Source organism: Kitasatospora sp. MAP5-34, assembly GCF_029894335.1.
Classification (GTDB): domain Bacteria; phylum Actinomycetota; class Actinomycetes; order Streptomycetales; family Streptomycetaceae; genus Kitasatospora.
The window spans coordinates 21136-39728 of record NZ_JARXZC010000026.1 but is presented as its reverse complement, the minus strand read 5'-3'; the positions used below and the strand labels follow the sequence as shown (position 1 = coordinate 39728).

17 protein-coding genes are annotated in these 18593 nt (G+C 72.8%); 10 read left to right on the top strand and 7 right to left on the bottom strand.

Translation table 11 applies throughout. The annotated features are described in order from the left end of the window. Positions 1 to 9: 9 nt before the first annotated feature. The 3 genes from P3T29_RS21055 to P3T29_RS21045 are packed head-to-tail and all read left to right on the top strand — an operon-like array spanning position 10 to position 2748. Entirely contained in the window at positions 10 to 768 is a 759-nt protein-coding gene (locus P3T29_RS21055) for a class I SAM-dependent methyltransferase (RefSeq protein ID WP_280718098.1), read from the top strand. Beyond that, entirely contained in the window at positions 765 to 1856 is a 1092-nt protein-coding gene (locus P3T29_RS21050; RefSeq protein WP_280718097.1) for an LLM class flavin-dependent oxidoreductase, read from the top strand. The genes P3T29_RS21055 and P3T29_RS21050 overlap by 4 nt, the downstream gene beginning before the upstream one ends. Beyond that, entirely contained in the window at positions 1849 to 2748 is a 900-nt protein-coding gene (locus P3T29_RS21045) for a 3-oxoacyl-[acyl-carrier-protein] synthase III C-terminal domain-containing protein (RefSeq protein WP_280718096.1), read from the top strand. The genes P3T29_RS21050 and P3T29_RS21045 overlap by 8 nt, the downstream gene beginning before the upstream one ends. A gap of 130 nt (positions 2749 to 2878) precedes the next feature. Here the strand turns inward: P3T29_RS21045 and P3T29_RS21040 are convergent, their stop codons facing one another. Next, positions 2879 to 3292 carry an STAS domain-containing protein gene (locus P3T29_RS21040; RefSeq protein ID WP_280718095.1) on the bottom strand — a complete coding sequence of 138 codons (414 nt, stop codon included), beginning with the start codon at positions 3290 to 3292 and terminating at the stop codon, positions 2879 to 2881. A 388-nt stretch (positions 3293 to 3680) separates the two neighbouring features. Then, the gene (locus tag P3T29_RS21035; protein WP_280718094.1) at positions 3681 to 4286 is read right to left on the bottom strand and encodes an NAD(P)H-binding protein; all 606 of its coding nucleotides are present in this window, start codon (positions 4284 to 4286) and stop codon (positions 3681 to 3683) included. A 59-nt stretch (positions 4287 to 4345) separates the two neighbouring features. Between P3T29_RS21035 and P3T29_RS21030 the strand changes: the two genes are divergently transcribed. Both P3T29_RS21030 and P3T29_RS21020 read left to right on the top strand, forming a co-directional pair. Then, on the top strand, positions 4346 to 4735 hold the full coding sequence (locus tag P3T29_RS21030; protein ID WP_280718093.1) for a helix-turn-helix domain-containing protein: 390 nt from the start codon (positions 4346 to 4348) through the stop codon (positions 4733 to 4735). Positions 4736 to 5134: 399 nt separating this feature from the next. After that, the gene (locus P3T29_RS21020) at positions 5135 to 5917 is read left to right on the top strand and encodes a crotonase/enoyl-CoA hydratase family protein (protein ID WP_280718092.1); all 783 of its coding nucleotides are present in this window, start codon (positions 5135 to 5137) and stop codon (positions 5915 to 5917) included. A 56-nt stretch (positions 5918 to 5973) separates the two neighbouring features. On the opposite strand, the gene P3T29_RS21015 is transcribed toward P3T29_RS21020, so the two are convergent. The 3 genes from P3T29_RS21015 to P3T29_RS21005 all read right to left on the bottom strand — a co-directional run bounded on the left by P3T29_RS21015 (position 5974) and on the right by P3T29_RS21005 (position 8649). Then, the gene (locus P3T29_RS21015; protein ID WP_280718091.1) at positions 5974 to 7272 is read right to left on the bottom strand and encodes an ATP-grasp domain-containing protein; all 1299 of its coding nucleotides are present in this window, start codon (positions 7270 to 7272) and stop codon (positions 5974 to 5976) included. Between the two features lie 340 nt (positions 7273 to 7612). After that, a complete protein-coding gene (locus P3T29_RS21010; RefSeq protein WP_280718090.1) occupies positions 7613 to 7822 on the bottom strand; it encodes a DUF397 domain-containing protein in 210 nt (69 codons plus the stop codon). After that, positions 7819 to 8649, bottom strand: a complete 831-nt coding sequence (locus P3T29_RS21005) for a helix-turn-helix transcriptional regulator (protein ID WP_280718089.1) — start codon at positions 8647 to 8649, stop codon at positions 7819 to 7821. Before P3T29_RS21005 ends, P3T29_RS21010 begins: the two co-directional genes overlap by 4 nt. A gap of 509 nt (positions 8650 to 9158) precedes the next feature. Between P3T29_RS21005 and P3T29_RS21000 the strand changes: the two genes are divergently transcribed. The 3 genes from P3T29_RS21000 to P3T29_RS20990 all read left to right on the top strand — a co-directional run bounded on the left by P3T29_RS21000 (position 9159) and on the right by P3T29_RS20990 (position 11961). Then, a complete protein-coding gene (locus P3T29_RS21000; protein ID WP_280718088.1) occupies positions 9159 to 9653 on the top strand; it encodes an NUDIX domain-containing protein in 495 nt (164 codons plus the stop codon). Positions 9654 to 9934: 281 nt separating this feature from the next. Beyond that, complete coding sequence (locus P3T29_RS20995) at positions 9935 to 10813, top strand: radical SAM protein (protein ID WP_280718087.1); 879 nt, start codon at positions 9935 to 9937, stop codon at positions 10811 to 10813. Between the two features lie 14 nt (positions 10814 to 10827). After that, on the top strand, positions 10828 to 11961 hold the full coding sequence (locus tag P3T29_RS20990; protein WP_280718086.1) for a methyltransferase domain-containing protein: 1134 nt from the start codon (positions 10828 to 10830) through the stop codon (positions 11959 to 11961). Between the two features lie 84 nt (positions 11962 to 12045). Here the strand turns inward: P3T29_RS20990 and bla are convergent, their stop codons facing one another. Continuing rightward, entirely contained in the window at positions 12046 to 12972 is a 927-nt protein-coding gene (gene bla / locus P3T29_RS20985) for a class A beta-lactamase (protein WP_280718085.1), read from the bottom strand. A gap of 299 nt (positions 12973 to 13271) precedes the next feature. Between bla and P3T29_RS20980 the strand changes: the two genes are divergently transcribed. Further along, on the top strand, positions 13272 to 13412 hold the full coding sequence (locus tag P3T29_RS20980) for a hypothetical protein (protein WP_280718084.1): 141 nt from the start codon (positions 13272 to 13274) through the stop codon (positions 13410 to 13412). Between the two features lie 293 nt (positions 13413 to 13705). Further along, positions 13706 to 14830 carry a methyltransferase domain-containing protein gene (locus P3T29_RS20975; protein WP_280718083.1) on the top strand — a complete coding sequence of 375 codons (1125 nt, stop codon included), beginning with the start codon at positions 13706 to 13708 and terminating at the stop codon, positions 14828 to 14830. Between the two features lie 89 nt (positions 14831 to 14919). Here the strand turns inward: P3T29_RS20975 and P3T29_RS20970 are convergent, their stop codons facing one another. Continuing rightward, positions 14920 to 18528, bottom strand: coding sequence for a hypothetical protein (locus P3T29_RS20970; RefSeq protein WP_280718082.1), 3609 nt, complete (start codon positions 18526 to 18528; stop codon positions 14920 to 14922). Positions 18529 to 18593: the final 65 nt, after the last annotated feature.

Sequence of the window (18593 nt, the reverse complement as noted above, 5' to 3'; positions counted from 1 at the left end):
GGAACTCCTGTGATCGACGACGCATTCATGGCAGCGGCCGCCACGCTGTCCGTGCCGGAGATGGGCACCGACGCCACCGCGCCGATGCTGTACTGGCTCATCCGCACGACCCGCCCGCAGCACGTGCTGGAGGTGGGCATGGGCTACACCACCCCGTTCCTGGCCCAGGCACTGCACGACAACGCGGTGGCCGTGGAACTGGAGCGGTCCCGGCTCGGCGATCCGGACGCGGCCGAGCTCCAGCCGATGGCCCACCCCGCGTACTACGAGCAGCCGTACCGGCCCCGGCTGGTCTGCATCGACCGGATGACCGACCCCACCTCCTCCGCGCCCCGGGCGATGAAGGTCCTCGACGAGCTCGGGCTCAGCGGGCTGTGCACCGTGCTGGAGGGCGACCTGACCGGCTCGGGCGAGGCCGTGCGGCAGGAGCTCGGCCTGGTCGACTTCGCCTGGATCGACACCTGGGACACCCTGGCGTTCGTGCGCGAGTACTGGGAGCTGATCAACCCGGCCGGGGGGATGCTCGCCGTCCACTACCTGATGACCTATCCGCAGGGCCGGGCCGTCCTGCACTACATACAGTCCCTGGCCGGTCCGGAGGGCGGGCTGGAGCTCACCAACCTGCGCGAGCCGCACCGCTTCGGGCAGAACAGCACCACGCTGATCCGCCGGATCCGCGACTACACCGACCCCGAGGACCTCCGCCCGCAGGGCACCGCGAACGATCCCGCCAGTGTCCTCGGCCTCCCCGCCGGGGGCCGGCCGTGAGCGCCGGCCCCGGTCCGCAGGTCTACTCCGTCACCCCGGAGTCGGTGAGCGGCCACCAGGTGTTCCAGGACGACTTCCGGCAGCGGCTCGGCGCGACCGCCGCCGCCTCCGAACAGGCCGGCTGGGCGGGCATCCTGGTGCCGCACAACCTGCACGAGATCGACCCCTGGGTCGTCGCCGCCCACCTCGGCTCCGTCACCAGCACCCTCGTCCCGCTGCTGGCCCTGCAGCCGGCCTGCACACCGCCGCACACCGCCGCGGCCTGCGCGTCCGCCTACGCGATGCTGTACGGACGCCCGCTCCACTTCAACCTGGTGACGGGGGCGCGCGACGACGAGATGCGCCGGATCGGCGACGAGCTGACCCACGATCAGCGGTACGAGCGGCTGCGCCGGTACGGGCATGTGCTCAGGTCGCTGCTCCGGGGCGGGACGGTGGACGAGGACAGCGAGTACTACCGGTACCGGGGGTTCCGGCTGGAGCCACGGCCGGAGGTCCTGGCCCGGTGCAAGGTCTTCGTCGCCGGCTCCTCCCCCGCCAGCCTGGCCGTGGCCCGCGAGATCGCCGACGTCGTCGTCACCCACCCGGCTCCGTTCCCGCAGTGGCGGCGGGAGTTCCTCGACCCGCTGCGGGCGAGCGGCTACACCGGCGAGGTCGGCATCAGGATCGGCGTCCTGAGCCGCCCGGACCCGTCGGCCGCGTGGCAGGAGGCGCACGACCGCTTCCCCCAGTCCTGGACCGGACGGCAGGAGACGCTGCTCAAAACGCAGTCGCAGAACACCTGGTCGCGTCAGCTCGCCCGGCAGGCCGTCGCCGAGGAGGCCGGCGCCGCTGCCGCCGGACCCGCCGACCCCTACTGGCTCGGGGCCTTCCGCAGCGGTCTGGCCAGCGCGCCCTTCCTGGTCGGCGGCTACGCCGAGGTGGCCGAACGGCTCGGCGAGTACCTCACGGCCGGGGTCGGCCACCTCCTGCTCAACGGCGGCACCGACGAGGACTTCGCGCACATCCGCCGGGCGCTGCCGCCCGTCACGGCAGGCCGGCGCGCGAGCGAACACCAGGGCGAGCACCAGGGCGGGGTCCATGCGTAGCGTCCACCTGTCGGCCATCGGCCACGTCCACGGAGAGCGCCGCAAGCTGTCCGAGCTGGCGGCGGAACTGCCTGACGACCTGTCCGCCCTGGCCGAGGACATCGTCACCTACCGGGTCAGCGACGCCGAGATCTGGGAGCTGGCGGCGGTCGCCGCCGAGCGCAGCCTGGCGCAGTGCGCCGAGCCCCCCGACGCCCTGGTCTACGTCAGCCAGAACGACCCGGACTCGGCCGGCTCGCTGGCCCGCGTCGCCAACCGGCTCGGGTTGGCGACCTGCGACTCCATCGCGGTCGCCGGGCACGACTGCGGCAACTTCGGGCCCGCGCTGCGCATCGCGCGGGACATGGTCCGGTCGGGGACGCGGCAGCGGGTCCTGCTGGTCCTGGCGGACCGGGCCCGGTCCGCCCAGGACCGGCTGATGGCCAGCGGCCTCTCCCTGTTCAGCGACGGCGCGGCCGCCTGCCTGGTCAGCGCCGACGCCCCGGACTCCACCGACGCGAGCTTCACGGTGGACGCCATCGCCGGCCGGACCCAGGTACGGCTGGACGGACCGGACCTCCCCGGGGACGCCCTGCTGGCGACGGTCCGACTGGCCCGCGACACCACGGCCGACCTGCTGGCCGGCACGGGCACCACGCCGGACGAGTTCCGCCACGTGATGTTCGCCAACTACCGGACGGCGTCACAGAAGTTCCTGTGCACCGCGATGGGGTTCCCGCACGAGCGGATCCTGCCGGGCTCCGTCGCCGATCTGGCCCACTGCTTCTCCGCCGACATCCTGGTCACCCTGGCGCAGCGGCACGCGGACGGCTCACTCTCCCCCGGCGACCGCCTGCTCGCCTCCGCCAGCGGACCCCACTCGTGGAGCACCCTGGCCCTGGCCTGCCGGTGACGGGGCGGCCCGCGCCGACCAGGGTCGAGTACCGCGGAACCCCGGTCCCGCCACTCGGCCGGCGTGTCGGCCGCAGGCCGCGCCCGACCGGGAGCACCCGCTGCTCCCACCGGCGACCCGTACCCTGACGTCAGTCGGCGGGCGCCGACGCGGCGTCGCGCTGCGCGGGCAGCGGGGGCCGGGTCACGTCCGAGGTGTCGCGCTGGTCGGCGAGGGCCTCCTCCACCGAGTCGTAGACCTCGAAGATCTTCTCGATGCCGAATGCGGAGAGGACCTTGCGGGTGTGCACCTCCGGCCCGGGCAGGGCCAGCCGTAGCCGGCCGCCCCGGGCGGAGAGCAGCCGGCGGGTGGCCACGAGCACGGCGAACCCGGTGGAGTCGCAGAACGCCAGTCGGCTGATGTCCACCACGATGTGATGGCCGCCTTCGGCGATCAGCGTCAGCAGTCGTTGCCGCAGGGCGGTGACGCCGCCGATATCCACCTCCCCGGTGACCTGGACGACCGTCCAGCCGTACCGCTCCCCATAACTGAGGTTCACCGCCACGCTGATTCCTTTCTCCTCGAGCCCGGCCTGGGGACACGACCTTATGCCCGTGCGAGCCGCGGCTTTCTCGCATGACCATTCGTCCGGGAGCGGCCTTTCCCCCACCGCCCGGCGGGCGAATCCTCGCCCACGTGACGGTCTCGCGAAGTGTGCGCGGGAATTCCGTGAATGGGTTAACCGGTTCCCGCCGGCACGGCAGAACAGACGCGATGATCCGATATAAGAGGCACGATGTTCACGGAAAACCTTCGCAATTTCCGTCGCAACGCCGTGCTGGTCATTTCCCGCGATCGGGCCGCCTCTCCGGGGCCCCCAGCGGCTTCGGACGGCATCCGGGAGCACGCCGCCCCCGCACCCCGGGGAGCCGGGTCGTCGTGGATCGTGCCGGTCAGACGGCGGCGACTCCCGCGTGTGTCCGGTGCAGGGCCGGGACCTCGATCTCGTCCAGCAGTGCGCGGGCGAAGTCCGCGGGCGTGATCCGGCTGCCGGCGGCGGCCGGGGCGACGGCGTACCCGCCGGCGGGCTCGCCGTCATGGTCGAAGTCCCCCGCCGGGCTCAGCACCACCCAGTCCAGCGCGTCCGGCGCGGCCGCGCGCAGCGCGTCGGTGCCGGCGCCGTGGCCGGCGTAGAACTCCCGCCACTCCTGCGGGTAGCCGGGGGTGTCCATCAGCAGGTCCCCGGCTGCGGTGGGCAGTACGGAGGCCAGCCCGACCGACACCAGCCGCTTCACCCCGGCCGCCGGGAGCCCCTGTGCGACGGCGCGGGCGACGGCGGGGAAGAACTCCCCGGGGCGCGCCCCGGGGTCGTACACGGCGACGATCGCCGCGTCGTGCCCGGCCGCTAGCCGCGCCACGGCCGCCGGGTCCGTCACCTCGCCGTCCGCCCGCCCGGCCGCCGTCACCTCATGGCCCCGCCGCCGGGCTTCCGCCACGGCCGCCCTGCCGACCCGGCCGCCCGCCCCGAACACGATGATCCTGCTGCTCTCTGTTTCCATGATCGGGAGCGTAGGCCGAGGACTGGTTTCCGATCGGGTACCGCCCTACGGTGTAGGCCATGACGAAGCCGCAGGCCGGGCAGACCCCGCTGGATCCCGAGATGTTCGACCCCGTCTGCCCGTCACCACTGGTGCCGTTCCGCGTGGGCGACAAGTGGGCCTCGTCGATCCTGCGCTGCCTGGAAGGCGGCCCGCGCCGGTTCTCGGAGCTCAAGGTTCCCCTGCGCGGCGTCACGGCCAAGTCACTGACCCAGTCACTGCGCGGGCTGGAGCGGGACGGGTTCGTCGTACGGGAGGTGCGCGAGGGCCCGGAGCGCCGCGTCGATTACGCCCTGACCCCGCTCGGCCGGGGCCTGCTGGGCCCGCTGGACACGGCCTGCGAGTGGACGCGGGAGCACTGGGACGAGCTGATCGACGCGCAGGAGGCGGGCGTTCGGGCAGGCCACTGACAGCGTGGGGCTGGATGATCGGGGCCGGGCGATTGCCGCTCAACCTGCTGCAGGCACACGCCGCCGCCTCCAGGCCCGCGCGCAGCGCAGCGTCAACCCGCAAGGGCGAGGCCGAGATCGCGGTGAGCGCCGAGCGGCCTGAAAGTCAGTAGTGCTCTTGTGCCCCGTCACCCGGGTTGGCCCGCCAGCGTGCCGGCATCGACATGGCCTTGCACCTGGTCAGCCGACTGGTATCACCGGAGCGCGCACGCCAGGTCCGCCGGGGCATTCACTACGACCCGCAGCCACCGGTCTGACTCCGGGGCGGATCCACCTGGTGGACACCTTCCCGGTTCCCTGGTAGAGAGGAGTCCGCCCGCGCGCGCCGCGCGAACTCCCTTCCGAAGGACGGCATATCACATGGCTGACCAGGCCGTCCGGGTGGAACGCCGAGGACCCGTCCACACGGTGATCCTCTCCCGGCCGCACGTCCGCAACGCGGTGGACGGCCCCACCGGGGCGGCCCTGTGCGAGGCGTTCGAGGAGTTCGACGCCGATGACTCGGCCGCCGTCGCCGTCCTGTGGGGCGAGGGCGGCACCTTCTGCGCCGGTGCCGATCTCAAGGCGGTCGGCACCGACCTGGGCAGCCGGGTCGAGGCGGACGGCCGGGGCCCGATGGGTCCCACCCGGTTGCGGCTCGGCAAACCGGTGATCGCCGCGATCGCCGGCCACGCGGTCGCCGGCGGCCTGGAGTTGGCCGTCTGGTGCGACCTGCGGGTCGCGGCGCAGGACGCGGTCTTCGGCGTCTACTGCCGGCGCTGGGGTGTCCCACTGATCGACGGCGGTACGTTCCGGCTGCCCCGGCTGATCGGGACGAGCCAGGCGATGGACCTGGTGCTCACCGGCCGCCCGGTCACGGCGGACGAGGCGCTGCGGATGGGCCTGGCCAACCGACTGGTCCCGGTGGGCCAGGAGCGTACGGCAGCAGAGGAGTTGGCCGCCGAGATCGCCCGCTTCCCGCAGACCTGCCTGCGTCACGACCGCCTCTCCCTCCTGGAACAGGAAGGCCTCACGGAGGCCGACGCGCTCGCCAACGAGTGGCGGCACGGCATGGTCTCCTTCGCCGCCGACACCCGCGAGGGCGCGGCCCGCTTCGCGGCCGGCGCCGGGCGCGGGGGCTCGTTCACGGACCTCGGCCGGTGAGAGGTCGGAGTCGGGGCTGCGCGAATCCTCGCCCGTCGAAGGGGAGTTGACAGGCGCTATCGGGCGGCCACCGTCACAGTCGGGCCGTTTTCGGGCAGTTCCAGGTCGGCGGTGGCCGTCAGCTCGACTGCGGCCCTGGCCAGGTTGAGGTTGCGTACGCAGGTCGCGAGGTCGGCGCCCCTGGCGGTGACGTAGGCGTAGCGGGGCTTGGCGCCCCGGGGCGGGAGGTGGAGGGTGGTGCCCGGGTGGGCGAGCAGGACGATGTCGGTGCCGGCGGGGGCGGTGCCGGTGTGGGTGAGGGTGTCGACGGTGAGGTCGTGGTCGGGGAAGAGGAAGGTGATGGCGGCCGCGCCGCTGGGGGTGCGATGGGTGTGGGGGTGGTGGCCCATGGCGGTGTCGGCCCAGGCGTGGATGACGTTGAGGCCGTTGGCGGGGCCGCCGATGACCTGGACGAGGTCGCCGCCGAGGCGGGCGTTGACCTCGATCAGGCGTGGGCCTCGTGAGGTGAGGCACCACTGGCTGAGGGTGGTCCCGGCGGTGATGCCGAGGGCGGTGTGGACGTCCTGGACCATGCGCAGGAATTCGGGGTCGGTCAGGAGCGGGTCCTGGCCGTCGACGATGTGGTCGGTCTCCAGGAAGTACGGGGGCTGGATGGTGGTGACGCGGGCGGCGGCCAGCGGGTGGACGACGGTGTCGACGACGACCGAGGACAGGCTGATGTTGGGGCCGTCCAGGAACTCCTCGATCAGGACGCCGTCGTGGACGGTCGGGCCGTCGTACCACGGCGTCGTGCTGACGGCGTAGGTGTACGCGTGGGCGAGCTCGCCGAGGTCGTCGACCCGGCGCACGCCGCGCGAGCCGGCCATCGCCCGCGGCTTGACGACGACGGGCAGCCCGAGCGAGAGGACGGCCTCTTCCGCCTCGGCCTGGGAGTGCACCTGGAAGGCCCGGGCGCCCGGTATGCCCGCGTGTTCCAGTGCGCGCCGCGTGGCGGCCTTGTCACGGCAGCGACCGGCCGCTTGCGGGCTGATGCCCGGCAGGCCGAGGGCCTCGGTGAGGTGGGCGGCGAGTTCGACGCAGTCCTCCTCGGCCGTGACCACCCCGCCGATCACCACGTCGTCGGCCAGTCGCTCCACCGCACGCAGCACGCCGGCCGGGTCTGCGCGGTCCGACATGTCGGCGGTGGTCCAGCCCGCGAGGTACGGCAGCGCCCAGGCGGGCGGGGTCTGGCACAGCAGCCACAACGGATAGCGCCCGGCGAGCTCACGCAGCACCGCCTCGCGGTAGTGCGGACTGCGCGCCATGCCGACCACCAGCAGATGGCGTGCGCCCCTGTCGTCCTGCTGTCCCTGCACCCTGACTCCCCTTCACCCCCGTGGTGCGGCCCTCCGCACCACGACCGGGGTCATGATCCCTACCTGGCCGGTCACGCGTCCACTCGGCCCGCTTCGCGGCCGGCGCCGGGCGCAGGGGCTCGTTCACGGGCCTCGGCCGGTGAGGGCATCCCGGAGCCGCGACGCCGTCGGGGAGCAGCGGCCGGGCAACACCCGGGCCAACTCCCGCGCCTCGCCCGGTATCGGTGACGGCGTTCCGGGCCGCGCGTAGTTTCAGCAACAGAGGGTGCCCACAAAAAGACCCCGGCAGGGATTCTGCCGGGGTCTCAACTTACCGCCCTGGGCGGCTCGCACCGGGCCGTCAGACGTCCCCGAACTCTCCGCTGCGGACGGAGCTCACGAAGGCCGCGAATGCGTCGGCAGAGAAGACCAGGGCGCCGCCCTGGGGGTCCTTGGAGTCGCGGACGGGGACAACTCCGGGCAGGCCCGGGGCTACTTCGATGCACGCGCCGCCGTTCTGGCTGTGCGAGGACTTGAACCAGGTGACGCCAGACAGGTCTACGGTGTTCATGGACGCAATCCCTTCCGAGCAGCGTTGATCAGTTCGAGGGACGCCACGTCGGACAGGGCTCCCACCTGGAGACGATCGTAGTCCCTGGCCCACTCCCTGACCGTGTCCGTTTCCCTGGTCAGGTACCCCCGTTCCTGGGATTCGGTGTAGCCGAGCATCGTTCGGTCGGCGAGTGTCACCAGGTACACGGGAAGGGCGAACGGCCGCCGCTCGCCCATCGTGAACGGCGCCACTTGGAGAAGTACGTTCGGGCGGTCGGACAGCTGCGCCAGATGCTCAAGCTGCCCGTCCATCACATCGTTCCCGCCCACGAAGCGCTGTAGGCAGCTCTCGTCCAGAACGGCGTGGACGAGTGGTGCCGACGGCAGGGTAAGGCGGTGCTGACGCGTGAGCAGGTAGGCAACTCGCTCCTCCGCCTGCTCCTGGGTGATGCCGCCGCGCCTCACGTCAGCGCGGGCAAGCGCCTCGGCGTAGGCCCTCGTCTGGAACAGACCGGGGATGACGCCAAGTTCGAACATGCGCAGTTCTACAGCCCTGGCCTCGTGAGCGGCGTACTCCGGGAACCCCTCAAGCAGGGCCGTGTGCATGAGGTTCCACCACATCAGCTCAAGGGTGCCGCCGGTCTCAAGGTACTCGTCGGCCTTCGTCGCGAAGGCGTGTGTCGGATTGCGTGTAGCTCTTTCGATGCACGAAACGAAGCTGTTGCTGAACCCGATGAGCGCCCCGAGCTGCCTCTGAGTGAGTCCCTTCGCCTCCCTTGACCTGCGAAGCTGCACTCCGAAGGCGGCAGCTGGAGATGACGATGGGTCAAGCATGGTCTTGCGCATGGTTGTTCGACCCTTCCGCACTGAGTCCGACCGGGGCCAACTGTCCAGTCCACCCCCTACCGAGACTAGCCGTCGACGCCGATTCTGGTAGTGGAACGACTACAGAGAGGAGTGGCCGGTGAGTGTCCGCAGAACGCCCCCGCAGGCGCTGTACGAACCCCAGGTGGGTGAGCTGGTACGAGACGCGAAGCACGGCTTGACCGGGGAGTACCAGTGCCCCGGCTTCGGCAAGTACCCAACTGTGCTTCTGCGGCCCGTCGGCGGCGGGTGCGAGTGGGAGACCCCGGCCAGCGAGATTCAACCGATCCTTCCCGCAAGCCAGTTGGAGCCTGCCCTCAAGGGTGGGCCCGGTGGCCGGCCTCGCGGGCGTGGGTCCGCGTGAAGCCCCAACCAGGCCACACAGCTTATGTGTTGGCCGTAACCGCCGTGACGCTCTTCGTGAGCGTGGGTGCGGGCCTGCCGACAAGCCCGTCCTGACCCCGACCCCGACCCCGAGCCAACAACCGACGATGGAGAGCACGTTGCACCCGGACCCCCTGATGGCCGCCCCGCCCGCCCGCCGTATCGAGTGCGTGGTGATCGCGTTCAACTCGGAAGGCCACGTCCTGATGGTCGATCCTGAGCACCAAGAGGGGCTGGTCCTGCCCGGGGGTGCCGCCGGGGAAGATGAGGCCGCCCACGACGCGGCGGCCCGTCACCTGCTGGCGCAGACCACGCTCGTGCTGGACCTGTGGCAGCTCCTCGCGGTGGACCACCTGCCGGCCGGGGAGCACCCCGAGGGGTACAACTTCGTCTTCAACGGAGGCGTCCTCACGGCCAAGCAGGTGGAGCGGATCAACACCGACACCCCCGGAACCCGCCTTCGCGGACACCGCTTCGTCGGCACCACGGAACTGCCCGACCACGTGTCGCCCGTCGGACGCCGCCGCATCGCAGCGGCCTGGCTCACCCGCCGGGACGGACAGGGCATCCCGCTCCTCGTCAGGGGCTTCCCAGTCGGCTGACCCTTCCCAGACTCCCGTGCCTGCCGTCGGATCGGGTCAACATCCGGTAGGCACGGGAACGGTCCCGCCTGCTGGCGCGCCCCCGTCGCGGACGGGCGGGACCACCCCAAAACCCCCGTGCCGTTCCCTCTGGGGAGGACACCGGCACGGGCCGCCCGCCCCGGCCAGGCGTCACGTGACAGGGCTCCTGGCCGGGCGGGCTCTTTCGGCAGTCGTCCACGAAAGGACTCAACATGACCGCTCTTCTCGAACCGCCGACCACCAAGCCGCTTGTCCCGCACGTGATCGAGCTGGAGATCACCGGAGAGTGCCAACTCGTCTGCGAACACTGCTTTGCCGACTCCGGTCCCGCCGGAACGCACGGCGTCATGACGCAGGCCGACTGGTTCGGCGTGATCGACCAGGCCACCGAAATCGGCATCGCCACGGTCCAGTTGATCGGCGGGGAGCCGACCACGTTCCCCGGATGGGCCGGTCTGGTCGACCATGCGCTGAGCCGGGGCCGAAAGGTCGAGATCTTCTCGAACCTCTACCACGTGTCCGCGAAGGGCTGGGCGGTCTTCGAGCACCCGGGGGTCAGCCTGGCAACGTCGTACTACTCGGTCAACGCCGGCGAGCACGACAAGGTGACCAAGACCATCGGCAGCCACGAGCGGACCCGCGCGAACATCGTTGAGGCCATCCGGCGCGGTATCCCGATCCGGGCGGGCATTGTCGGTGTGCACGACGGGCAGCTTGAGCGCCTGGCGGTGAACGAGCTGCATTCCCTGGGCATCGAGCGCGTGACTCTGGACTACGCCCGGGGCGTCGGGCGGTCGACGAAGTCCGTGCCAGACGTGAGCGCGCTGTGCGGCAACTGCGGGCGCGGACGGCTCGCGATCATGCCGGACGGGTCCGTGAGCCCCTGCGTGCTCGGGCGTTTCCTGAAGCCCGCGAACGTCCGGGAATCCTCGCTCGCGTCCATCCTGGCCGGCCCGGAGTGGGCTGCCGTGGTCGCCACGATTCCCGAGCGCGCTGAGCCGTGCGGCCCGAACGGGGGACCGTGCAGCCCTTCCGACCAGGGAGTGTGCGGCCCCGGCTACACGATGGGCGGCTGCCCGCCGAACGACAGCAACGACTGCAGCCCCGCCAATACTGAGGCTTGCGGGCCGAGTTACTGACGAAAGGGCAGCACATGAAATGGCAGCAGCACGCGGCGGATCTCGCCGAACGAACGACCGACCCCGACTCTCGTTGGCGGAACCCGGTCGCCGGTGTTCCCCGGCATGAGTTGGTGCCGAAGTGGTGGGAGCCGGCCGAAGACGGCGGGTGGCGACTCCGGAGCGGAAAGGAAGACCAGGAGCTGTGGTTCCGGCGGGCGTACGGTGGCAAGTCGCTTGTGACGAGTGTCGGAGGGCTCCACGCGGACCACGCGAAACCGGACGACCATCCCACGGGCCGCGCCACATCTTCCGCCACGCTCACGGCCCTTGTGGTCAAGATGCTGAGGCACGGCCGGATCAACGCCGGTCACGACGTGCTCGACATCGGCACCGGAGCCGGCGGGCTGACCGCCATCGCCGCACGCCGGTTGGGCGACCGGCACATCACCACCGTGGACGTGGACGAGTACCTGACGGAGGCGGGCAGGGCCCGTCTTGCCGGGATGGGACTGCACCCGGAGTTCATGACTCTGGACGCCACCGGGCCCGTTCCCGGCTCGTACGACCGCGTCATCGCCACCGTGTCGGCCCGGCCTGTCCCGGTGTCGTGGCTCCGAGCGCTCAAGCGTGGCGGACGGCTCGTCATGACCATCGCCGACACGGCTCTGATCCTCACCGCGTGGAAGACCGCCGACGGCGGAGCCGAAGGGATGGTCGAAAGGGACTGGGCGGGCTTCATGACCACCCGGTCCGGACCGACCTACCCGCCGGGCCTCGAACATCTCTTCAAGACCGCCCGCGAAGGCGAGGGCGAGGAGGTCAAGGGATTCCGGTACCCCGTGGCCGACATCCGCAACGACTGGGAAGTCTGGTCCATGCTCACAGTCACCGTGCCGGGCGTGGAAATCGACTTCGAGGAGAAGCCGGGACGACGGACGGCCTACCTCGCCCACCCCGACGGCTCCTGGGCACGGGCCGAGGCGGAACGGTTCGAGCCGCCGACAGTTCACCAGAGCGGCCCCCGTCGGCTGTGGTCCGATCTGGAGGGCATCCGGAATTGGCGGGAGGTGGAAGGCGGCCTTCCCCTCTACGGCTGCAATGCCAGGATCAGCCCGGACGGCGTGATCCACCTGTCACGCGGTCGCTGGTCCGCCGTGATCGGCTGAGAGCCCGGACCAGCACACGGAGCCCGTTCAGGATCACCTGGACGGGGCTTCGGCCCCTGACTCAGCCAGGTGCACTGCGACGTGTCAGGTGAGGGCTGCCGCCAGCAGAGCGGCGGTCCTGGCGACCAGCGGTTCGTCCGCCGGGGCGGCGGCGTCCGCTCTGGTGGACAGAACGGCCAGTACGAGGGGGGTCCCGTCCGGGGTCCAGGCGATCCCGACATCGTTGGTGGTGCCGTAGTCGCCGGTGCCGGTCTTGTCCGCGAGAGCCCAGTCCTCGGGGAGTCCGGCGCGGAAGCGGGCGGCACTGGTGGTGTTGGCGAGCAGCCACTCGGTCAGCTGCCGCCGGTCCTGTGGGGTGAGTGCGTCGCCGAGGACGAGCGTCGAGAACGTACGCGCGATGGCGGCCGGGCTCGTGGTGTCGGTGACGCGCCCCGGTTCGGCCGAGTTCAGCTCGGGCTCCCACCGGTCGAGCCGCGTCACGTCGTCGCCGATGGACCGGCAGAAGCGGGTGATCGCCGTGGGACAGCCGAGCTCCCGGAGCAGGAGGTTGTCGGCGGCGTTGTCGCTGTGGTCGAGGGCGGCGGCGCACAGCTGGGCGACGGTCATGCCGTTCGCGAGGTGCTCGGGTGTGCCCGTGATCGGGGCGTAGCCCGCGTCCGTGACGTCCTGGTGGGTGTACCGGATGCGCTTGGCGAGGAACTCGCCGCCCCGGTCGAGGTCTCGCAGGACGGCGGCGGCGGTGATCGTCTTGTGCACCGAGCAGATCGGGAAGAGCTCGTCGGCGCGGTACAGCACGCTCCGGCCCGTGACCGTGTTGCACGCGAACACGCCCAGCCGGGCGGAGTGTTCGCGTTCAAGGCCCGCCAGCATCCGGGTGACGTCGGCTTCACCCGGTGACGTGCTGCTCGCCGCGTGGGCCGGCCCACCTGCGGACACCACTGCGGCCAGTGCCGTCCCGGCGCCGAGGGCCAGCACCGAGCGGCGGCCCGGCCGCCTTCCGAAGGTCTCCACGATCGCGTCCTCCTCTGTCCGACGACCATCCTTCTCGACGACCGTCTTCGGAGAGCAGGACGCCTCGGCAGCTCGATCAGTTCGCCCGCTTTCGACTGTACGGGTCGCGGCTGATGCGCCATCACGCACCCGGCCCGCGGCCTGCCGGTCGCCTCTCCGGACGCCTCTCCGGACGCAGGAGAGGCTGCGGAGCGGAGGAGTAGGAGACGGCGTGGCCGGAACCCGCCAACCATTGACAGTTCGTCGTCAACTGGGTTGACTCGGAGTCTCGTTCCAAGACTCGTAGAGGGAGATGCGCAGTGATCAGGTCTGTTGTCGCCGTTGCCACCGGGTTGATCGTCGGGGCCGGGCTGCTGTTCGTGGCGGTGCCCAGCTCTGCGGCTCCGGCACCCGCGCCGGTCGTCCACCAGGACGGCGGCAGCGGCGGGTCTTGCTGCTGACGCGGAATCAGCCCAGCAGAAAGTCCGGCGCGTACCCGGATGACCGCCGCACCCGCAACAATCGCCCGGACGTGTGCCTTTCAGCTGGCCGCCCCCGAACTGCCCCTCATTACGGCTAGGTTGATCCGTCAGCGGGTCCTTCGTCCCGCACCTCTGACGTCAGGGAGGAAGAGCGTGGCAAAGCACGATAAGCCGGCGCCTGACGTCGGCAAAGGCGACCCGCCCCCCGGGAACGGCGATGGTCAGGTCCCGCCGCCACCGCCGCCCACCGGAACCCGCCGGAAGTAGGAGCGATGGGCCGACTGGACGAGCATCGCGCCCGGCTGGCGGCCGAGATGGACCGACGCGGGGACTGGCCCAGCCAGTCCCCGTGGGTCCGGGAGGCCGTGGAGGCGCTGCCCCGGGACCGGTTCGCTCCGGACCGGCTCTGGCGCTGGACCGGCCACACCTGGGCGCCCGTCGACCGGGCGAGTGACCCGGAGGGGTGGGCGCTGGAGCTTTACGGGAGCCAGGACGAGGCTGCGATCACTCAGGTCGTGGACGGCCTGCCCGCTTCCTCCCTCTCGTGCCAGGCGGTGGTGGTCGACATGCTCGACTCGCTGCTCCTGGAGCCCGGGCACCGGGTGGTGGAGGCGGGTACGGGCTCGGGATGGAACGCCGCTCTCCTCGCCCGCCGTGCCGGACCCGGCCGGGTGACGAGCGTGGAGGTGGACGAAGAACTCGCCGGCGGCGCGCGCCTGCGCCTGGCCGCCGCCGGGGCCGACGTGAAGACGGTGGTGGGCGACGCCGCCACCGTCCGGCCCGACACTCCGGTGGACCGGTTCATCGCGACCTACGCCGTCGACCGGGTTCCCTGGGGGTGGGTGGAGCAGACGAAGCCGGGCGGCCGGATCGTCACTCCCTGGGGACGCCTGGGCCACGTCGCCCTGACCGTCGCAGCCGACCACCGCTCCGCCACCGGCTGGATGCAGGGGCTGGCGAAGTTCATGCCCGCCCGTGCCGACCTCCACCACTCGCTCACCTTCCGGGAGCTCCACGCCTCGGTGGAGCTGGAGTCGGAAGGGAAGACCGGCCGGGACCTCGACCCGCTGCACACCAACGCCCATCTCCTGTTCCACCTCCGCGTCGCGCTGCCCGACGTCGTGTTCACCACGGCGCCGGACGAGGACGGGGTGTCGGCGTGGATCCACGACGGCTCCACCTCCTGGGCTTCCCTGTCCGCCATCGGCGGCAGACAGTCGGCCGTGCACCAGGGCGGCCCCCGGCGCCTGGCCGACGAGATCGAGAAGGCGTGGCACGGGTGGGAGCAGCTCGGCTGCCCCGACCTGTACGACTACGGCCTCACCGTCCGCCTGGACGGTGAGCAGTTCACCTGGTGCCGGGACCCCGGCACCGGCCCCCGGTGGCCGCAGAACTGACCCCGGACGGGCGGGGCCGGATACCGGGGGCGGACGCAGGACCGGTGGCCGGCCGCTGCGCCGTCCCTGGCAGCCGTCAGCCCAGCCCGTCAGCTCAGCCGCCGCAGGGAGTCCCGTACCCGGCGGGCGTCGCGCAGGCGCTGCTCGTAGGTGGCGCCGAGGGCCAGCAGCAGCAGGCCGGCGGCGGCCAGCGGGACCCAGCGGGGCAGCAGGCCGAGCACCTGGATGACGGTGGGGGCCAGTTCGTGCACGCCGACCAGCAGCAGTGTGCCGCCGCCCAGGGCGAGCGGGCACTGCAGGCGGCGCCGGACGCCGGTCAGGGTGACGGCCAGCGCCGCCGATCCGAGCAGCAGCGGGCGCAGCCAGTGCCCGTCCGCCCAGACCGCGAACAGGCTGGGCAGCAGGCCGAGGCCGAGCCCGGCGCCGTAGGCGGACCAGGAGTCGGTCCCGGGAGCGTGCCGGCGCCGGAGCAGGCCGAGAATGACGGCGACGCAGGCCAGGGGCAGGGTGTACGCCTCCGGGGTGTGCACGTCGGAGAGCGCCAGCCGGAGCCAGGACGCGGCGAGCAGTAGGGCGGTGGTGGTGAGGGCGGCGGGCCGTCGGCGGTCGGCGCGCAGTGCGACGCCGAGCGCCGCGACCCCGGCCAGGGTCAGGTCGAAGGCGAGCCGGGCGGGCTGACCAGCCGTCAGGGTCAGGGTCAGGGCGAGGACGCCCAGGCCGTAGCCGGTGGCCTCGATGGAGAGCGAGACGCTGCCGGAGGTGCGGGCCGCGACCGGGGCGGACCCGATGGCGACCACGAGGACGGCGAGCATGATGTCCGCGAGCCCCAGTCCGGCGGCGGCACCGACGGCGACGGCCTCGGCGCCGAGCGCGAGAACGGCGCAGCACGCGGCGACGGCCGCAGGGACCCCGACCGCTCTGCGGACCGTCAGCACACCGGCCAGCACGGCGACGACGCCAAGGACGGTGATGGTGGCGGCGCGGTCGGCGAACGCCCAGAGCAGCGCGAACGCGGGAGCGACGGTCAGGCCCACCAGGACCGCCGGACGGGCCCCGCGCAACTCGGCCGCCAGCACCGCCGCCAGCGTGAGCAGGACAGGGACGCCGACCGCGACGCCGTACGGCAGGCCGCAGGCCACCGGCAGCAGGGCGAGGGCGGGGACGACGAGGGTCGCGGCAGCGGCTTCCAGCTGGGCGGCGGGGATCGTGGGGAGCGTGATGAAGCGCAGTGTGGCGACGGCGGCGGCCAGCAGCCAGAGGCCGGTGAGGGCGGCGGGTGCGACGGTCCAGTCCCAGGACGGCCGGGGGCCGCTCCCCCAGGTGGCGGAGGCCTGGCGGAGCGGTTCCAGCAGGGCGCGCGCGAGGCCGGGCAGCCGCAGGAGCAAGGCGGCGAGCAGTAGGGCGGTGGCGGTGAGGGCGGCGGGCCGTCGGCGGTCGGCGCGCAGTGCGACGCCGAGCGCCGCGACCCCGGCCAGGGTCAGGTCGAAGGCGAGCCGGGCGGGCTGACCAGCCGTCAGGGTCAGGGTCAGGGCGAGGACGCCCAGGCCGTAGCCGGTGGCCTCGATGGAGAGCGAGACGCTGCCGGAGGTGCGGGCCGCGACCGGGGCGGACCCGATGGCGACCACGAGGACGGCGAGCATGATGTCCGCGAGCCCCAGTCCGGCGGCGGCACCGACGGCGACGGCCTCGGCGCCGAGCGCGAGAACGGCGCAGCACGCGGCGACGGCCGCAGGGACCCCGACCGCTCTGCGGACCGTCAGCACACCGGCCAGCACGGCGACGACGCCAAGGACGGTGATGGTGGCGGCGCGGTCGGCGAACGCCCAGAGCAGCGCGAACGCGGGAGCGACGGTCAGGCCCACCAGGACCGCCGGACGGGCCCCGCGCAACTCGGCCGCCAGCACCGCCGCCAGCGTGAGCAGGACAGGGACGCCGACCGCGACGCCGTACGGCAGGCCGCAGGCCACCGGCAGCAGGGCGAGGGCGGGGACGACGAGGGTCGCGGCAGCTGCCTCCAGCTGGGCGGCGGGGATCGCGGGGATGCGCAGCGTGCCGGCGGGGAGGGTGGTGAAGCGCCGCGAGGCGGCGGGGAGGGTGGTGACGGGCAGCCAGACGGCGGGGAGGGTGGTGATGCGCAGTGTGGTGACGGCGGCGGCCAGCAGCCAGAGGCCGATGAGGGCGGCGGGTGCGACGGTCCAGTCCCAGGACGGCCGGGGGCCGCCGGCCCAGGTGGCGGGTGCGTGGCGGAGCGGTTCGAGGAGGGCGCGCGCGAGGCCGGGTATCAGCGGGACCGAGGCGGCGAGCAGCACGGCGGCGGCGGCGTGGAACGCTCCGGTGAGGGCGGGGAGGTCCGTCGGGGGTGCCGCCCGCCGGGTCCGTCGCAGCAGGGTCGCCGACAGTGCCAGGAGCAGCGCCGCCGGTGCGCCGTACGCGGGGGCGGTCCAGCCGTGGGGGAACGCCTGGGCGAGCGATCCGCCCGCCGCCGACAGGACTGCTGCGGCGGCGACGGCCCCGGCCAGGCGGCGGGTGCCGGGGCCGAGTTCGGGGTGGCGGAGGGACACCAGGAGGGCGAGCAGCGCGAGTGTGCCCAGGGGCGGCCAGGCCCAGGCGGTGGTGGCGAGGGCGTCGGGGGTCGCGGTCGTGGTGGCTGTGACGTGCGAGGCGGCAGCGGCGACGGCTCCGCCCGCCAGTCCCCAGAACGCGGCGACGGCGGCGGCCGCGACCACCCGGGGGTCGGTCCTGTCCGGCGTCCTGTCCGGCGTCCTGTCCGGCGTTCCGTCCGGCGTTCCGTCCGGCGTTCCGTCCGCTTTGCCGCGCAGCAGGGCGGTCCGCAGTGGTCGGTTGGCCAGCAGCGCGTAGTCGACCGCCGCTGTGGCGACCATCGCGGCCGCGATCGCGTCGGCGCTGTGCAGGCCCGCCGCGTTGACGGCCAGCAGGGCCGGCAGGCGTCCGAGCAGGAAGCCGGCCGCCGCCGGGAGGCGCAGCCGGGCCGCCCACCCGTACGCCGCCGCGCCGATGCTGATCAGCGCGGTGGCGGCTGCCCAGTACCCGGGGCCGTTCACCGCGCCGAGCCCGGCGAGGTCGGCGGTCCGGGCGGCGTAGGCGTCCATCAGGACCAGGGCCAGGCCGATGGCGGCCGAGGTCTCGGCGGTGGCGGTCAGCCCACGGCGGCGCAGGGGATGCGGCAGCGCGAGGGCGCAGCCGGTGAGCACGGCGAGCACGGCGGCCCGGCCGCCGATCCCCAGCTGCCCCCAGCTGACGACGGTGAAGACCAGCGCGGCCACGGTGACCAGCAGCCCGCCGAGGACCAACAGGACGGTCTGCGCCGACGGTCCGGACACCTCCCGCGCCGCGCTGGTGAGCGGCGGGGCCCACACTCCCGGGGTGCCCCCGGCCGGTCGCGACGTGGTCCGGGCCGGGGGCGGCGTGGCCCGGGCCTGCTCCGGCCTCGGCTCCGGCTCCGGCTTCGGCTCGGCGGCGGCGCTGTCCCGCCGCGCCCGCAGGCCGTCCAGCAGCCGCTCCCGCTGCTGGACGAGCGTCAGCCGGTGGGCGTCCAGTTCCTGCAGAGCGAGCGTCAGCTGCCACAGGGCCCCGGCGTCGGCGTCGGCCAGCGGCAACCGGCAGCGCGGGCAGCGGGCGGGCCGGCCGAGGCCCAGCGGGGCCTCGCAGTCGGGGCAGGTCGGCGCGGGCGTCGTCATGCCCCAGAGTTTGACTGCTCCCCCGGCTGAAGCCCAGGGGATTCCGGCTTCTGTCGGTGGGATTT